This window comes from Pseudomonas sp. 2995-1 (assembly GCF_002742505.1).
GTDB lineage: Bacteria > Pseudomonadota > Gammaproteobacteria > Pseudomonadales > Pseudomonadaceae > Aquipseudomonas > Aquipseudomonas sivasensis.
The window spans coordinates 26,931-43,939 of record NZ_LJSA01000458.1 but is presented as its reverse complement, the minus strand read 5'-3'; the positions used below and the strand labels follow the sequence as shown (position 1 = coordinate 43,939).

Annotated in this window: 10 protein-coding genes; 7 read left to right on the top strand and 3 right to left on the bottom strand. The window is 61.1% G+C overall.

Annotated elements, in window-relative coordinates; translation table 11 throughout:
- Positions 1-71 precede the first annotated feature (71 nt).
- Positions 72-977 carry an AraC family transcriptional regulator gene (locus tag AOA61_RS24090; protein ID WP_099602877.1) on the bottom strand — a complete coding sequence of 302 codons (906 nt, stop codon included), beginning with the start codon at positions 975-977 and terminating at the stop codon, positions 72-74.
- 73 nt (positions 978-1,050) lie between these two features.
- Positions 1,051-2,340 carry a glycosyltransferase gene (locus AOA61_RS24085; RefSeq protein WP_099602876.1) on the bottom strand — a complete coding sequence of 430 codons (1,290 nt, stop codon included), beginning with the start codon at positions 2,338-2,340 and terminating at the stop codon, positions 1,051-1,053.
- Between the two features lie 158 nt (positions 2,341-2,498).
- On the opposite strand from AOA61_RS24085, the gene tpx reads away from it, so the two are divergent.
- The 7 genes from tpx to AOA61_RS24050 all read left to right on the top strand — a co-directional run bounded on the left by tpx (position 2,499) and on the right by AOA61_RS24050 (position 15,383).
- Positions 2,499-2,999 (top strand): thiol peroxidase, encoded by a 501-nt coding sequence (gene tpx / locus AOA61_RS24080; RefSeq protein WP_095185866.1) that lies wholly within the window; start codon positions 2,499-2,501, stop codon positions 2,997-2,999.
- Positions 3,000-3,229: 230 nt separating this feature from the next.
- The gene (locus tag AOA61_RS24075; protein ID WP_099602875.1) at positions 3,230-4,528 is read left to right on the top strand and encodes an MdtA/MuxA family multidrug efflux RND transporter periplasmic adaptor subunit; all 1,299 of its coding nucleotides are present in this window, start codon (positions 3,230-3,232) and stop codon (positions 4,526-4,528) included.
- Positions 4,525-7,626: an MdtB/MuxB family multidrug efflux RND transporter permease subunit gene (locus tag AOA61_RS24070; RefSeq protein ID WP_032886863.1), complete on the top strand. Its 3,102-nt coding sequence runs from the start codon at positions 4,525-4,527 to the stop codon at positions 7,624-7,626. Before AOA61_RS24075 ends, AOA61_RS24070 begins: the two co-directional genes overlap by 4 nt.
- The gene (locus AOA61_RS24065) at positions 7,623-10,730 is read left to right on the top strand and encodes an efflux RND transporter permease subunit (protein ID WP_032886862.1); all 3,108 of its coding nucleotides are present in this window, start codon (positions 7,623-7,625) and stop codon (positions 10,728-10,730) included. The genes AOA61_RS24070 and AOA61_RS24065 overlap by 4 nt, the downstream gene beginning before the upstream one ends.
- Positions 10,727-12,196 (top strand): efflux transporter outer membrane subunit, encoded by a 1,470-nt coding sequence (locus tag AOA61_RS24060; protein ID WP_099602874.1) that lies wholly within the window; start codon positions 10,727-10,729, stop codon positions 12,194-12,196. The genes AOA61_RS24065 and AOA61_RS24060 overlap by 4 nt, the downstream gene beginning before the upstream one ends.
- Positions 12,197-12,486: 290 nt before the next feature.
- A complete protein-coding gene (locus tag AOA61_RS24055; protein WP_095185863.1) occupies positions 12,487-14,583 on the top strand; it encodes a bifunctional diguanylate cyclase/phosphodiesterase in 2,097 nt (698 codons plus the stop codon).
- A 53-nt stretch (positions 14,584-14,636) separates the two neighbouring features.
- Positions 14,637-15,383: an SDR family oxidoreductase gene (locus AOA61_RS24050; RefSeq protein WP_032886857.1), complete on the top strand. Its 747-nt coding sequence runs from the start codon at positions 14,637-14,639 to the stop codon at positions 15,381-15,383.
- A 125-nt stretch (positions 15,384-15,508) separates the two neighbouring features.
- Here AOA61_RS24050 and mapR read toward each other — a convergent pair whose 3' ends face one another.
- Positions 15,509-16,918, bottom strand: coding sequence for a GntR family transcriptional regulator MpaR (gene mapR / locus AOA61_RS24045; RefSeq protein WP_099602873.1), 1,410 nt, complete (start codon positions 16,916-16,918; stop codon positions 15,509-15,511).
- Between the last annotated feature and the right edge of the window lie 91 nt (positions 16,919-17,009).

Sequence of the window (17,009 nt, the reverse complement as noted above, 5' to 3'; positions counted from 1 at the left end):
GGTTGTGACAAATCCTTGGGAGCACTTGGACTGATACTTTTTTGCACTCGGTCACACAGCCTTTGAAACCTTCAAGCCAGGTTCTGCTCGGTCAGCCGTTGCACCGCCAGGCGCCGGTAGTGGGAAGGGGTCATGCCTTTAAGCTGCTGAAAACGTCGGTTGAAGTTGGAGATATTGTTGAAACCCGACTCAAAGCACACATCGGTGACGGCCTTGTCGCCATCTGCCAGTAACTCGCATGACTTGCTGATGCGCAGTCTGTTGACGAATTCGATAAATGTGCGCCCGGTGGCCTGCTTGAACACCCGGGAAAAATACGTGGGCTTCATGCCCAGGTGTTCCGCCACTTCCTCCAGCGGCAACTCCCGCGCGTAGTGGGCGAAGATGTAATCCACCGCCCGGTTGGTACGGTCGATGCTGTGTTCATCGGCCAGTTGCGGCGTGGTCACGCCGGACAGCAGTTGGTAGTCCTCACAGGTACTCAAGACTTCCAGCAAGATAAAGAAGTGCCCCAGGCGCGCCATACCCTGGGCGTCCTCGATGCGTTGCATCAGGGTCATGGCCTGGGCAATGGTCTTTCTGCAACGAAACTCGATGCCGTACTGGGCGCGTTCCAGCAGTGGGGTGAGGGTTTTCAGCTCGGTGAAGATATGGCTGCCGTTTTCCAGTAATTCATCGGTGAAGTTCACCAGCATGTCGCGCTTGGGCACCACCTCGTCTTCTTCCACCTGGCTGATCCAGTTATGGGGCAGGTTGGGGCCGGTGAGGAAGAGGCTTTCAGGGTAGAAATTACCGATGTAGTCGCCGATAAACACCTTGCCCGAGCTGGCGACGATCAGGTGCAGTTCGTATTCCTTGTGGAAATGCCAGCGCACCAGCGGACAGGGGAAACCATGCTGGCGATAGATGATGGACAGACCGTTGTGATCGTCCATCAGCTCGTAGGAAGGGTCGGTGATTCGCGCTGCTCGGGTCATGCTGCCGTCGCTTTTATTGTTGGTTGCGACCCGAATAATGCCCCCTTGTGCGCGACCCTGCCAGCGTCGGTGTTTACAGCACGCGGTTTTTTGCCTCGATCCACTGGGACATGTACTGGGTACTTTTGTGGGCGTGATGGCGAAGCATGCTGCCGGTAAAGTTGTCGCGGCGATGGGCGGCGAGGTGGCGACGGCAGTGCTCCAGGCATTCCACCAGCGCAGGCCCGTGGACGTTCTGGTCATAGCGGCGGGCAATCAACTGGCGGCCGTCTTCCTGGGCCTGGGTCCAGCGCTCGCGGTCCTGGTACAAAGCCACGGCAGCGGCGGCCAAGGCAGGCGCGCTGGTTTCGATCATGCCTGGCCATGGTTGCTCATCGCCCATGGCCTCGGCGCCGATCGGCGTGCTGATGCTCGGCGTACCGCACAGCATCGCGTCCGCCAGTTTGCCCTTGATGCCCGCGCCGAAGCGCAGGGGGGCCAGGCAGATGCGTGCTGCGCTCATCACCTGTAGCGCATCTTCAGCCCAGTTCATCACATGAAAGCCCTGGGCCGGGTTATGCAGGGCGGTGGCCTTGGGTGGGGTGTAAGCGCCATAGATATGCAGCTGCGCGCCGGGTAATTGTTGTCGAATCAGCGGCCACAGGCTGTTCTTCATCCACAGCACAGCGTCCCAATTGGGCGCGTGGCGGAAGTTGCCGATGCTGAGGAAATGCGCGCGGTCGTCAAACGGGACGAAGTTTTCGGTCACGGGCTCCAGCATCAGCGGGCACCAGTGGAGCAGGGCGGCCGGCACCTTGAACTGCTCGGTCAGGAGGCGCATTTCCACGTCGGAGATCATCAGGTTGATGTCACAGCGGTAAATCGCCGCGATCTCGCGCTTGGCCACGTCGGTGTCGGCCATCAGTTGGAACTCATCTTCCAGGGCGGGCGCAAACAGAGTGCTGAAGTCGTCGCTGTCGGGATGGCTCTTAAGGTGGTTCTTGAGCCGTTGCTGGCGGGCGTCGCGCAGGCTTTGCAGGTCGCAGGTTTCCAGCACGCGCAATGCGTCGGGGCAACACTTCTCCACGCGCCAGCCGAACTGCTCTTCCATCATAAAACGGTCGAACAGCACGATATCCGGAGCAAGCTCGCGGATAAAGTCGTCGAAACTGCTGTTATTGAGCTCGATGGCGCATTCGGCAATGCCCAGGGCGAGCAGGTCGGCTTTGTGCTCGCCGAGTGCAGCAGGGCTGCTGAAGGTAATGTCCCAACCTTGCGTAAGAAAGGTCTCAAGAATCTGCATCATATGCCCACCAGCGGCCGAAGAACGCGGCTCCGGCCAGACATAACCAATGACCAGAACTTTGGTGGCAGGCGGATTCATCGACGACGGTTTCCTTTAAGGGCAGGCGAAAAGCGCGCAATTAAACCACAACCTGTGGGCATGACAATTTGTGTCTGGCGGTAGGTAGGCACGGCACTTTGTGGTTAACTTCCGCATCTCGAATTCGTTTAACTAAACCCAGCATAAGGATTCTGTTCATGGCTCAAGTCACCCTTAAAGGCAACGCGGTCAAGGTTGAAGGCGAATTGCCGCAAGTCGGCACCCAGGCTCCAGACTTCATCCTGACTGCCAACGACCTGTCGGACGCAACCCTGGCGACCTTCGCCGGCAAGCGCAAAGTGCTGAACATCTTCCCAAGCGTTGATACCCCGACTTGCGCGACGTCGGTTCGCAAGTTCAACGCCCAGGCCAACGAACTGAACAACACCGTTGTACTGTGCATCTCCACCGACCTGCCATTCGCCCAAGCACGCTTCTGCGGCTCCGAAGGCCTGGAAAACGTGAAGAACCTGTCGGATTTCCGCGATCCTGCTTTCGCTCAGGACTTTGGCGTGGCAATCGCTGATGGCCCGCTGCGCGGCCTGACCGCCCGCGCCGTGGTGGTTCTGGACGAAAACAACAACGTCCTGCACACCCAACTGGTTTCTGAAATCGCTGAAGAACCAAACTACGAAGCCGTTCTGGCTGTTCTGAAGTAACTGTTTGCGTGGATGCTGTCGTTTTGCAGTAACACGCGTGATACATGATTGCGGCCTGGCCTAGTCCAGGCCGTTTTCATTTGTGCTTCAGACGTTTAGGCAAATAGCCGACGGACTAGACCCAGACGTTAAAAGTTGTAAGCCCAAGGTAAATAGCCGGTAAAGGCGCTTTTCTTAATGCGCCCCAGTGCTTATCTTTCAGCCTCCCAAAGAAGAAGCTCTCGCGCCCAATGGTTGATCATTCCATGCAATCCTCCCCCCGCAACTCCCGTCGCTGGCTGTTCGGCCTGCTTGTGCTGCTGGTTATCGCCGGTCTGTGCTGGAAATTCTGGCCCGGCGGCGCGGCCCAAAAAGACGCACCGGCCGGGCACACCAGCAAAACCGGCATGGCACGCCCTGGTTTCGGCGGTTCCACGGGCCCGATACCGGTGCGCGTGGCGCCGGCGGTGTTGGGAGAGTTTCCGGTGTACTACAAGGCATTGGGCACTGTTACTGCGCTCAACACCATTAATGTACGCAGCCGGGTGGGCGGGGAATTGATGAAGATCGCCTTTGAAGAAGGGCAGATGGTCAAGGCCGGTGATCTGCTGGCCGAGATTGACTCGCGCAGCTACCAGAACGCCTTGCTCCAGGCCCAGGGCACGCTGATGCAGAACCAGGCCCAGCTGAAAAACGCCCAGGTCGATGTGGAACGCTATCGTGGGTTGTATGCCCAGGACAGTATCGCCAAGCAGACCCTGGACACCGCCGAAGCGCTGGTCCTGCAATACCAAGGCACGGTCAAGACCAATCAGGGCGCGGTCGACGACGCCAAGCTCAACCTTGAATTCACCAAGATCCGCGCGCCGATCGCCGGTCGCGTCGGCTTGCGCCAGCTCGACGTCGGCAACCTGGTGGCCGCCAACGACACTACCGCCCTGGCCGTGATCACCCAGACCCAGCCGATCAGCGTGGCCTTTACCCTGCCGGAAAACACCCTGGAAACCGTGCTCGCCCGTTACCACGCTGGCAACAAACTGCCCGTGGAAGCCTGGGACCGTGGCGACGTGAAACAGCAGGCCGTCGGCGTGTTGCAGAGCCTGGACAACCAGATCGACGTCACCACCGGCACTCTGAAATTCAAAGCGCGTTTCGATAACAAGGACAAAGCGCTGTTCCCCAACCAGTTCGTCAACGTGCACCTGCTGGCCGACACCCTGCACAACGTGGTGCTGGCGCCGTCCGCCGCGATTCAGTTCGGCAATGCGGGCACCTTTGTCTACAAGCTTGATGGCGACAAGAAGGTCAAGGTACAGCCCCTTGTGGTCGGTGATACCGACGGTGAAAACACCGTGATCAAGGAAGGCTTGGTCGCTGGCGACCGTGTGGTGCTGGAAGGCACCGACCGCCTCAAGGAAGGCAGCGAAATCGAAGTGGTCAACGACAGCACTGAAGTCCCGACCACCCCGACTGAGCACCTGCAAGGCAAACCGGCAGCGAAAGGGGAGACCGGCGCTGACGCTGGCAAGGCGCAAAAGGTCGGCGCATGAACCTGTCGCGGCTGTTTATCCTTCGCCCGGTCGCCACCACGCTGAGCATGCTGGCCATTGTCCTGGCCGGCATCATCGCGTACCGCTTGCTGCCGGTCTCGGCCTTGCCCCAGGTGGATTACCCGACCATTCGGGTGATGACCCTCTACCCCGGCGCCAGCCCCGACGTGATGACCAGCGCGGTTACCGCGCCCCTTGAGCGCCAGTTCGGGCAGATGCCCGGCTTGACCCAGATGGCGTCCACCAGTTCCGGCGGCGCTTCGGTACTGACCCTGCGTTTTAACCTCGACATTAATATGGATGTCGCCGAGCAACAGGTGCAGGCCGCGATCAATGCCGCCACCAATTTGCTGCCCAAGGACCTGCCGGCGCCGCCGGTGTACAACAAGGTCAACCCGGCGGATACCCCGGTGCTCACCCTGGCCATCAGCTCCAAGACCATGTTGCTGCCCAAGCTCAATGACTTGGTCGACACGCGCATGGCGCAGAAAATTGCCCAGATCAGTGGCGTCGGCATGGTCAGCATCGCTGGTGGCCAGCGTCAGGCCGTGCGGATCAAGGTCAACCCCGAAGCCCTGGCGGCTAATGGCCTGAACTTGTCGGATGTGCGCACCTTGATCGCGGCGTCCAACGTCAACCAACCCAAGGGTAACTTCGACGGCCCGACCCGGGTGTCGATGCTTGACGCCAACGACCAGTTGGTCTCGCCCCAGCAATACGCCGAACTGATCCTGGCCTACAACAATGGCGCGCCGTTGCGCCTTAAAGATGTGGCACAGATCGTCGACGGCGCCGAAAACGAGCGCCTCGCGGCTTGGGCCAATGAAAACCAGGCGGTGCTGCTGAACATCCAGCGCCAGCCGGGTGCCAACGTCATTGAGGTGGTGGACCGCATCAAGGCGTTGCTGCCGAGCATCACCGACAATCTGCCTGCCGGCCTCGACGTCACCGTCCTCACCGACCGCACCCAGACCATCCGCGCCTCGGTCAAGGACGTACAACATGAATTGCTGATCGCCATTGCCCTGGTGGTGATGGTGACCTTCCTGTTCCTGCGCCGGGTCAGCGCCACGATTATTCCGTCCATCGCCGTACCGTTGTCTCTGGTGGGCACCTTCGGCGTGATGTACCTGGCTGGGTTCTCCATCAACAACCTCACGCTGATGGCCTTGACCATCGCCACCGGGTTTGTGGTGGACGATGCCATCGTGATGCTGGAGAACATCTCCCGGTACATCGAAGAAGGCGAGACCCCCCTGGCCGCCGCCCTCAAGGGCGCCAAGCAGATTGGTTTCACCCTGATTTCCCTGACCCTTTCGCTGATCGCGGTGCTGATTCCGCTGCTGTTCATGGCCGATGTGGTGGGGCGTCTGTTCCGCGAATTTGCCATCACCCTGGCGGTGGCGATCCTGATTTCCCTGGTGGTGTCCCTGACCCTCACGCCGATGATGTGCGCGCGGTTGCTCAAGCGTGAGCCGAAAGAGGCAGAACAGGGCCGCTTCTACAAGGCCAGCGGCGCCTGGATCGACTGGATGATCGAAGCCTACGGGCGCAAGTTGCAGTGGGTGCTCAAGCACCAGCCGCTGACCCTGCTGGTGGCCATCGCCACGTTGGGTCTTACCGTGGTGCTGTACCTGGTGGTGCCCAAGGGCTTTTTCCCGGTGCAGGACACGGGGGTGATCCAGGGTATTTCCGAGGCGCCGCAGTCGATTTCCTTTGCGGCCATGAGTCAGCGCCAGCAGGCGTTGGCCAAAATCATCCTGGCGGATCCGGCGGTGGAAAGCCTGTCGTCCTACATCGGTGTGGATGGCGATAACGCGACCCTCAACAGCGGACGCTTGCTGATCAACCTCAAGGCCCACGGCCAGCGCGACTTGAGCGCAGCCCAGGTAATCACGCGTCTGCAACCGGAAATCGACAAGTTGGTGGGTATCCGCCTGTTTATGCAGCCGGTGCAGGACCTGACCATCGAAGACCGTGTGAGCCGCACCCAGTACCAATTCAGCATGTCCTCCCCGGACTCTGAGTTGCTGGCGCTGTGGAGTGACAAGCTGGTGCACGCCCTCGGCCAGTTGCCGGAGCTTACCGACGTCGCCAGCGACCTGCAGGACAAAGGCCTGCAGGTGTACCTGGTGATCGACCGCGATGCGGCCTCGCGCCTGGGCGTCAGTGTGTCGACCATCACCGACGCGCTGTACGACGCCTTCGGCCAACGCCAGATTTCCACCATCTACACCCAGGCCAGCCAATACCGCGTGGTGTTACAGGCCCAGTCCGGCGAGACCCTCGGCCCGGATGCACTGAACCAGATCCATGTGAAAACCACCGACGGCGGCCAAGTGCGGCTGTCGAGCTTGGCCCGTGTGGAGCAGCGTCAGGCGCAGTTGGCCATTGCCCATATCGGCCAGTTTCCGGCCGTGATGATGTCGTTCAACCTGGCTCCCGGCGTGGCGCTGGGCAAGGGCGTGGAGCTGATCAACCAGGCGCAGAAAGACATCGGCATGCCCGTGGGCGTGCAGACCCAGTTCCAGGGCGCAGCCCAGGCGTTCGAAGCCTCGCTGTCGAGCACCTTGCTGCTGATCCTGGCGGCGGTGGTCACCATGTACATCGTGCTCGGCGTGCTCTACGAGAGCTATATCCACCCGATCACCATCCTGTCGACCTTGCCTTCGGCGGCGGTGGGGGCATTGCTGGCCCTGCTGCTCAGTGGTAATGACCTGGGCATGATCGCGATCATCGGCATCATCCTGCTGATCGGTATCGTGAAAAAGAACGCGATCATGATGATCGACTTCGCCCTCGACGCCGAACGCAACCAGGGTCTCGACCCGCAGACCGCGATCTACCAGGCCGCGCTGTTGCGCTTCCGGCCAATTCTGATGACCACCCTGGCCGCGCTGTTCGGTGCGGTTCCGCTGATGCTGGCCACCGGCTCCGGTGCTGAATTGCGCCAGCCGCTGGGTTTGGTGATGGTCGGCGGCCTGCTGGTGAGCCAGGTGTTGACGCTGTTCACCACGCCGGTGATTTACCTGTATTTCGATCGCCTGGGTCGTCGCTGGCGCAAAGAGCCGCAAAGCCTGGAGCCGGTTGAGTCATGAACCTGTCCGGACCTTTCATCCGCCGACCGGTAGCGACCCTGCTGCTGAGCCTGGCGATCATGCTGCTGGGCGGGGTGAGCTTTAACCTGTTGCCGGTCTCGCCGCTGCCGCAGATCGACTTCCCGGTGATCGTGGTCTCGGCAAGCTTGCCGGGTGCCAGCCCCGAGGTGATGGCGTCCACGGTGGCCACGCCGCTGGAGCGCTCCTTTGGCGCGATTGCCGGCATCACCACCATGAGCAGTTCGTCGAGCCAGGGCTCTACCCGAGTGATCCTGGCGTTTGACTCCGACCGTGATATCAACGGCGCGGCGCGTGAAGTGCAGGCGGCGATCAACGCGTCACGCAACCTGCTGCCCAGCGGCATGCGCAGCATGCCCACCTACAAGAAAATCAACCCGTCCCAGGCGCCGATCATGGTGCTGTCGCTGACCTCGGACGTGTTGCAAAAGGGCCAGCTCTACGACCTGGCCTCGACCATCCTGTCCCAAAGCCTGTCCCAAGTGCCGGGTGTGGGCGAAGTGCAGATCGGCGGCAGTTCCCTGCCAGCGGTGCGCATCGAGCTGGAGCCCAAGGCCCTCGACCAGTACGGCGTGGCTCTGGACGATGTGCGCAACACCATTGCCAACGCCAACCAGCGGCGGCCCAAGGGGTCGCTGGAAGACAGCGAGCGCAACTGGCAGATCCAGGCCAATGACCAGTTGGAAAAAGCCAAGGACTACGAGCCGCTGCTGATTCGCTACCAGAATGGCGCGGCCTTGCGCCTGTCGGATGTGGCGAAGATTAGCGACGGCGTTGAAGACCGCTACAACAGCGGCTTCTTCAACAACGAGCCGGCGGTGCTGTTGGTGATCAACCGCCAGTCCGGCGCCAACATCATCGAGACCGTCCGACAGATCAAGGCTCAACTGCCGGCGTTGCAGGCGGTGCTGCCGTCCAGCGTCAAGCTCAGCCTGGCCATGGACCGCTCGCCGGTCATCACCGCCACCTTGCACGAAGCCGAGATGACCCTGCTGATTGCCGTGGGGCTGGTGATTCTGGTGGTTTACCTGTTCCTCGGTAACTTCCGCGCCTCGCTGATCCCGACCCTGGCGGTGCCGGTGTCGCTGGTGGGCACTTTCGCGGTGATGTACTTGTACGGGTTCTCGCTGAACAACTTTTCGCTGATGGCGTTGATCCTGGCCACCGGCCTGGTGGTGGACGATGCCATTGTGGTGCTGGAGAACATTTCCCGGCATATCGACGATGGTGTGCCGCCCATGAAGGCGGCGTACTTGGGCGCCCAGGAAGTCGGCTTTACCTTGCTGTCGATGAACGTGTCGCTGGTGGCGGTGTTCTTGTCCATTCTGTTTATGGGCGGGATTGTCACCAACCTGTTCCGCGAGTTTTCCATCACCTTGTCCGCAGCGATCATTGTGTCGTTGATTGTCTCGCTGACCTTGACCCCCATGCTCTGCGCCCGCTGGCTCAAGCCCCACGTCAAAGACCGGATGACCGGTTTGCAGCGTTGGAGCCAGAGGATCAACGACCGGATGGTTGCCGGTTATGCCACCAGTCTGGACTGGGTACTGCGCCATCGACGCCTGACCTTGCTCAGCTTGTTGCTGACCATCGGCATGAACGTGGCGTTGTACGTAGTGGTGCCAAAAACCTTTATGCCCCAGCAGGACACCGGCCAGTTAATCGGCTTTGTGCGCGGCGATGACGGGCTGTCGTTCAGCGTGATGCAGCCGAAGATGGAGACTTTCCGCAAGGCGGTGCTCAAGGACCCGGCGGTGCTCAGCGTGGCGGGCTTTATCGGCGGCAACAACGGCACCAACAACGCGGTAATGCTGGTACGCCTCAAGCCCATCAGCGAACGCAAGATTTCTGCCCAGGCGGTGATCGAGCGCCTGCGCAAGGAAGTGCCGCTGGTGCCGGGCGGGCGCCTGTTCCTGATGGCTGACCAAGACCTGCAATTTGGCGGCAGCCGCGACCAGACCAGCGCGCAGTACTCCTACATCCTGCAAAGCGGTGATCTGGCCGCATTGCGCCTGTGGTACCCGAAAGTCGTCGCTGCGTTGCGTGAACTGCCGCAACTCACCGCCATCGACGCCCGTGAAGGCCGGGGCGCAGCCCAGGTCACGCTGATAGTCGACCGCGACCAGGCCAAGCGCCTGGGCATCGACATGGACATGGTCACCGGGGTGTTGAACAACGCCTACAGCCAACGGCAGATTTCTACGATCTATGACAGCCTTAACCAGTATCAGGTGGTCATGGAGGTCAACCCCAAATACGCCCAGGACCCGATCACCCTCAACCAGATGCAGGTGATTACTGCCGATGGCGCGCGGGTGCCGTTGTCGACCATTGCCCATTACGAGAACAGCCTGGCCGATGACCGGGTCAGTCACGAAGGCCAGTTCGCCTCGGAAAACATCGCCTTCGACATGGCCGAAGGGGTGACGGTGGAGCAGGGCACGGCCGCCATCGAACGGGCGATTGCCAAGGTCGGTTTGCCCGAAGACGTGATCGCCAAGATGGCCGGCACTGCCGATGCCTTCGCAGCCACCCAGAAAGGCCAGCCGTTCATGATCCTCGGCGCGCTCGTGGCGGTGTACCTGGTGTTGGGCATTCTGTATGAGAGCTACATTCACCCGCTGACGATCCTCTCGACCCTGCCGTCGGCCGGCGTCGGCGCCATGCTCGCGATCTACCTGACAGGGGGCGAGTTCAGCCTGATCTCCTTGCTGGGGCTGTTCCTGCTGATCGGCGTGGTGAAGAAAAACGCAATCCTGATGATCGACCTGGCCCTGCAACTGGAGCGTAACGACGGCTTGGGCCCCTTGGAGTCGATTCGCAGCGCTTGCCTGTTGCGTCTGCGGCCGATCCTGATGACCACGCTGGCGGCCATCCTCGGTGCCTTGCCCTTGCTGCTCGGCGCCGGCGACGGCGCCGAAATGCGTCGCCCCCTGGGCCTGACCATCATTGGCGGCCTGGTCTTCAGCCAGGTCCTGACCCTTTACACCACCCCGGTGGTTTACCTTTATCTCGACCGCGCGCGCCATCGTTTCAATAAATGGCGCGGCGTGCGTACCGATGCTGCCCTGGACACTGCGCTATGACCGATTCAACCTTTGCCAAATTGGCCATGACCCGCGGTTCCCGTGTCGCGAGCCTGGTGCTTTGCGGCGTATTGCTCAGCGCCTGCGCCGTCGGCCCGGACTACAAGCGCCCGGATGTTATCGAACCCGTGCAATTCAAGGAGGCCCAGGGCTGGCGTCAGGCCACGCCGAGTGATTCCTTGGCTCGTGGCGCTTGGTGGGAGTTGTACGGCGACCGCCAGCTCAACGACCTGGTGGTGCGCCTGAATACGGCTAACCAGACGGTGGCACAGGCCGAGGCGCGTTTTCGCCAGGCCCAGGCTCTGGTGCGCAGTTCGCGCGGGGCGTTTTACCCGACGGTCGACCTGAGCGCCGGTAAAACCCGCGCCAGCCAGGGCACCGGCAGCAGCAGCGCGAGCCTCAGCAGTTCCAGCAGTGGTATCCGCGACACCCTCAACGCGCAATTGGGCGTGAGCTGGGAGGCCGACATCTGGGGCAAATTGCGCCGTGGTCTGGAAGCCAATGAAGCCAGCGCCGAAGCCAGCTCGGCGGACTTGGCGGCCATGCGCTTGAGCCAGCAATCGGAACTGGTGCAGAGCTACCTGCAATTGCGCGTGATGGACGAACAGACCCGCTTGCTGCAAGCCACGCTGGACACTTACCAGCGCTCCCTGCAAATGACCGAAAACCAATACCGCGCTGGTGTCTCCGGCAAAGATGCGGTGGCCCAGGCGCAAACCCAGCTCAAGAGCACCCAGGCGAGTCTGATCGACCTGATCTGGCAGCGTGCGCAGCTGGAAAACGCCATTGCGGTATTGATCGGCGAAGCGCCGGCCAACTTCAACCTGGCCGTGAGCAAGGACATCCCGGCACTGCCACAGATTCCGGTGAGCCTGCCGTCGCAGTTGCTGGAGCGCCGCCCGGACATCGCCTCGGCCGAGCGCTCGGTGATCGCTGCCAACGCCAATATTGGCGTGGCCAAGGCCGCCTACTACCCGGACTTGAGCCTGAGCCTGGCCGGTGGTTATTCCAGCAGCACGTACGCTGACTGGATCAGCCTGCCAAACCGCTTCTGGTCAGTGGGCCCGAAGCTGGCCATGACCTTGTTCGACGGCGGCCAGCGCTCGGCGGAAGTCGACCGCACTGTGGCGTCCTACGACGAGACCGTGGCCAAGTACCGCCAGACAGTGCTCGACGGCTTCCGTGAAGTGGAAAACTACATGGTGCAACTCAAGGTGCTGGAAGACGAGGCGGTGGTCAGTAACGAAGCCCTGGAAGCGGCGCGCGAATCCCTGCGCTTGACTCAGAACCAGTACAAGGCGGGGTTGATTGCATACCTGGATGTGGTGACGGTACAGGCGACCGCACTCAGCAATGAACGCACGGTGTTAACGCTGCTGCAGAGCCGGTTGGTAGCCAGCGTGCAACTGATTGCCGCGTTGGGGGGCGGTTGGGATGGGCAGACTGAGATTGGTGGCAAGGACTAAGTCTTTGTGTCTGTGATTGCAACGTTTTGGGGGGTATATCCGTTACTCCAGTAACGGATATCTACAGAGAAGAACCGCGATCGCAGGCAAGCCTTCTCCCACATTTTCGACCGAGTTCAGCCCTGTGAAATCGGTGGTTTTTAGCTGTTTCAAAGCCAGTAGTTTGACGTCAAATTACAGGTGATGGCCCTATGATAATTAATCACCTGCACCAGAATTAATCTCGCTACAATCGCGCGCTTTGCCACCCTGGCACGGACGTCTCAAAACTGTTGCCCGCGAGAAATCCCATGCTCATCGGTAGTTATTCAACCTCCCTCGTCGTGATCTCCCTGTGCGTCGCGATCCTGGCCTCTTATACCGCGCTGGACCTGACCGGCCGCATTGCGACCGCCAAGGGCCGCGCGGTTTATTTGTGGATGGCCGGCGGGGCATTGGCCATGGGCGTGGGCGTCTGGTCGATGCACTTCATCGGCATGTTGGCCCTGCGCCTGCCGTTTGCCTTGGGCTTTGATATTGGCATTACTGCGCTGTCGTTGTTGATCGCGGTGATGTCCAGTGGTTTTGCCTTATGGCTGGTCAGCCAGCCGCGCTTGCCCGCCTGGCAATTGGTGTTTGGCGCGCTGGTCATGGGCACCGGCATTGCCACCATGCATTACACCGGCATGGCCGCGATGCGCATGACCCCCGGTATCGACTACGACCCCACCTTGTTTGGAGCTTCTCTGTTAATAGCGGTCGTGGCCTCGGGCGCCGCTTTGCAGATAGCTTTCAACCTGCGGCGCAACACGCCGTACGTACGCCTGGCACGCGGCGGGGCGGCGGTGGTGATGGGGTTTGCCATCGTCGGTATGCATTACACCGGAATGGCCGCGGCACGCTTTGCCGATGACAGCTACTGCGCTGCCGCGTTGGACGGGTTGACCGGCAAGGGCCTGGATAACCTGGTGCTGGTCACCACCCTGGCGGTGCTTGCCATCGCATTGCTGACCTCGTTGCTCGACGCGCGGCTGGAGGCCCGCACCGCGGTGCTCGCCGACTCCCTCAGCCTGGCCAATCAGGAACTGACCCACCTGGCCCTGCATGACATGCTCACCGGTCTGCCTAACCGCACGTTGCTGGCCGATCGGATTCAACAGGCCATACAGGCGGTTAACGAGCAGGGCGGTTGCTTCGCCTTGATGTTTATCGACCTGGATGGCTTCAAGCCAGTCAACGATGCCTTTGGCCATCACATGGGCGACCAGTTGCTGCGCGAAGTCGGCCTGCGCCTGCGCGAAGACTTGCGCGGCCATGACACCCTGGCGCGCATCGGCGGTGATGAATTTGTGCTGTTGGTGCAACTGAGCCAGCCAGACGATGCCCTGCGCTTGGCCGAGCGGCAGGTCGGGCTGATCAACCGCTCATTCCAGGTGGCCGAGCATGAGCTGAAAATCTCGGCCAGTATCGGCATCGCTGTGTTCCCAGGTAACGGTGGCAACCCCCAGGAATTGTTGATGAACGCCGACGCCGCGATGTACCACGCCAAGGGCATGGGCAAGAACGGCTACAGCTTTTTCGACGTGTCGATGAACACCAATGCGCGCAAGCAATTGCAGTTGTTGCAGGACCTGCGCAACGCCCTCGACCAAGAGCAATTTCGCTTGTACTACCAGCCCAAGTTCGATGCGGTCAGTGGTATTGCGGTGGGCGCCGAAGCGCTGGTGCGCTGGGAGCATCCGCAGCAGGGCCTGTTGTTGCCGGCCACCTTTATCGAACTGGCGGAAAAGACTGGCTTGATCATTCCCATCGGCGAATGGGTGCTTAATGAAGCCTGCCGTCAGATGAGCGTGTGGTACGCGCTGGGTTATGAGCATTGGCGCATCGCCGTGAACCTGTCGGCGTTGCAGTTCTGCCATGCGGGGCTGGTCAAGAGTGTGGCCGACGCCCTTGATCGTCATCAGTTGCCGGCCAACAGCCTGACCCTGGAGATCACCGAAACCACCGCCATGAGCGATGCCGACGCGAGTATGACGGTGTTGCAGCAGCTCTCGGACATGGGCGTCGACCTGTCCATCGATGACTTCGGCACCGGCTATTCCAGCCTGATGTACCTCAAGCGCCTGCCGGCCAACGAGTTGAAGATCGACCGCGGTTTTGTGCGCGACCTTGAGCACGACAGCGATGACGCCGCCATCGTTTCGGCCATCGTTGCCCTCGGCCAGGCCTTGGGATTGCGGATTGTCGCCGAAGGCGTGGAAACGGACGTGCAGCAGAGTTTCCTCACGCGGCTGGGCTGTAACTCCCTGCAGGGTTACTTGCTGGGGCATCCGCTGCCGGCCGATGGTTTCATGGCGGATATTCTGCGGGCCGAGGACGCACAGGCGCCTGACAAAAACAGTGCCTGACGGTTAGTATCGGATCCAACCCTAACGCCAGGTTGGATCAGGAGACCGTACGCATGGACAAAGTTGTCATCATCACCGGGGGCAGTCGCGGTATTGGCGCCGAAACGGCACTGCTGGCGGCGCGCGAAGGCTATCGCATCTGCATCAACTACCGCTCCGATGAAAAAGCCGCCCTGGGCGTACTGGAACAGGTCCGTGGCCTGGGTGCCCAGGCGATTGCTGTGCGAGCTGATGTCAGCATCGAAGATGAAGTGATTGCGTTGTTTCATCGCGTCGACGCCGAGTTGGGCCGCGTGACCGCCCTGGTCAACAATGCCGGCACCGTGGCGCACAAGTCTCGGGTCGATGAGATGTCCGAATTCCGCATCCTTAACATCATGAGGACCAATGTGCTGGGGCCGATCCTGTGTGCCAAGCACGCGGTGTTGCGCATGTCGCCCAAACATGGCGGGCAGGGTGGCAGCATCGTCAACGTGTCCTCGGTGGCGGCGCGCCTGGGTTCGCCGGGTGAATACGTGGACTATGCAGCCTCCAAGGGCGCCCTCGACACCTTCACCATCGGCCTGTCCAAAGAAGTGGCAGGTGAGGGTATCCGCGTCAACGCAGTACGCCCCGGCTATATCTTTACCGACTTCCACGCCCTCAGCGGCGATCCGGATCGGGTCAGCAAGCTGGAGTCCGGCATTCCCATGGCCCGTGGAGGGCGGCCGGATGAAGTGGCGGAAGCGATTATCTGGTTGTTGTCGGATAAGGCGTCGTATGCCACCGGGACTTTTTTAGATTTGGGTGGCGGCCGTTGAGTCGGTAGCGTCTGTGCGGGCGCCATCGGGAGCAAGCCCCCTCCCACACTTGGACTGTGTGAACCCGATCAAAATGTGGGAGGGGGCTTGCTCCCGATGGCGTCAGAAAGAGCAACCCCCCTCCCTCAAAACGACCGCACAATCCGCCCCAACGTCTCCATCGCCTTCTCCGAGGCCTCGGTCCACGGGCTGCCATAGTTCAGGCGAATACAGTTTCTGAAGCGCTGGGTCGCCGAAAAAATCGGCCCCGGTGCAATGCTGATGCCTTGCGCCAGCGCCATCTGGAACAACTTCAATGAGTCCGTTTGTTCCGGCAATTCCAGCCACAGGAAATACCCTCCGGCCGGCTGGCTGACGCGGGTTTGCGCCGGGAAATACCGAGCGATGGCGGCGAGCATGGCGCTTTGTTGTTCTTCCAGGGCATAACGCAATTTGCGCAGGTGGCGGTCATAGCCGCCATGTTGCAGGTAGTCGGCAATCGCCGCCTGGGCTGGCATCGACGGGCACAGCGAGGTCATCAGCTTGAGACGTTCGACCTTTTGCGCATAGCGCCCGGCGGCGACCCAGCCGACGCGGTAGCCGGGCGCCAGGCTCTTGGCAAAGGAACCGCAGTGCATCACCAGTCCTTCGGTGTCGAAGGCTTTGGCCGGCTTGGGCGCCTGTTGCCCGTAATACAGCTCGGCGTACACATCGTCCTCAATCAGCGGCACCTGGTGACTGCGCAACAGCTCAACCAGTGCCTGCTTCTTTTCTTCCGGCAACGTTGCGCCCATGGGGTTCTGGAAACTGGTCATGGTCCAGCAGGCCTTGATCGGATAGCGCGCAAGGGCTTGCGCCAGGGCGCTGAGGTCGATGCCGTCGCGCGGGTGCACCGGAATCTCCACCGCCTTGAGCTTGAGGCGTTCCAGCACTTGCAGGCAGGCATAGAACGCCGGGGCCTCGATGGCCACCAGATCGCCCGGTTCCGTCACGGCTTGCAGGCACAGGTTCAGGGCTTCCAGGGCGCCATTGGTGATCAGCAGTTCTTCCATCGGCAGCATCAGGCCGCCGACCATGTAGCGCAGGGCAATTTGTCGACGCAACTGCGGATTGCCCGGCGACATGTCGGTGACCACCAGGCGCGGGTCCATTTCACGGCTGGCGCTGGCCAGGGATCGGGCCAGGCGTTGCAGCGGGAACAGCATGGGGCTTGGGAACGCCGAGCCGAAGGGCACTGTATTGGGGTCTTTGATCGAGTCGAGCACGGAAAACACCAACTCGCTGACATCCACCTCGGTGGACTCGTGCACCTGCTCGCTCACCGCCGGCTCAGAGAACGGGCTCGGCGCATGGGTGTTGACGAAGTAGCCGGAACGCGGCCGCGCACGGATCAGGCCGCGGCGTTCCAGCAGGTAATAGGCCTGGAACACCGTGGACGGGCTGACGCCGTAGGTTTGGCTGGCGTAGCGCACCGACGGCACACGTTGGCCAGGCCCCAGGACGCCAGAGCGGATCAGTTCGGCAATGTCTTCGGCGAATTTTTCGTAGCGTTTCATAGGGGCCTTAACAATGTTTATACGAGCGCAGATCCAATCCGGGAGGAGGTAAGCCGCTCCCACATTGGATTCTCACTGATTTAGATAGATC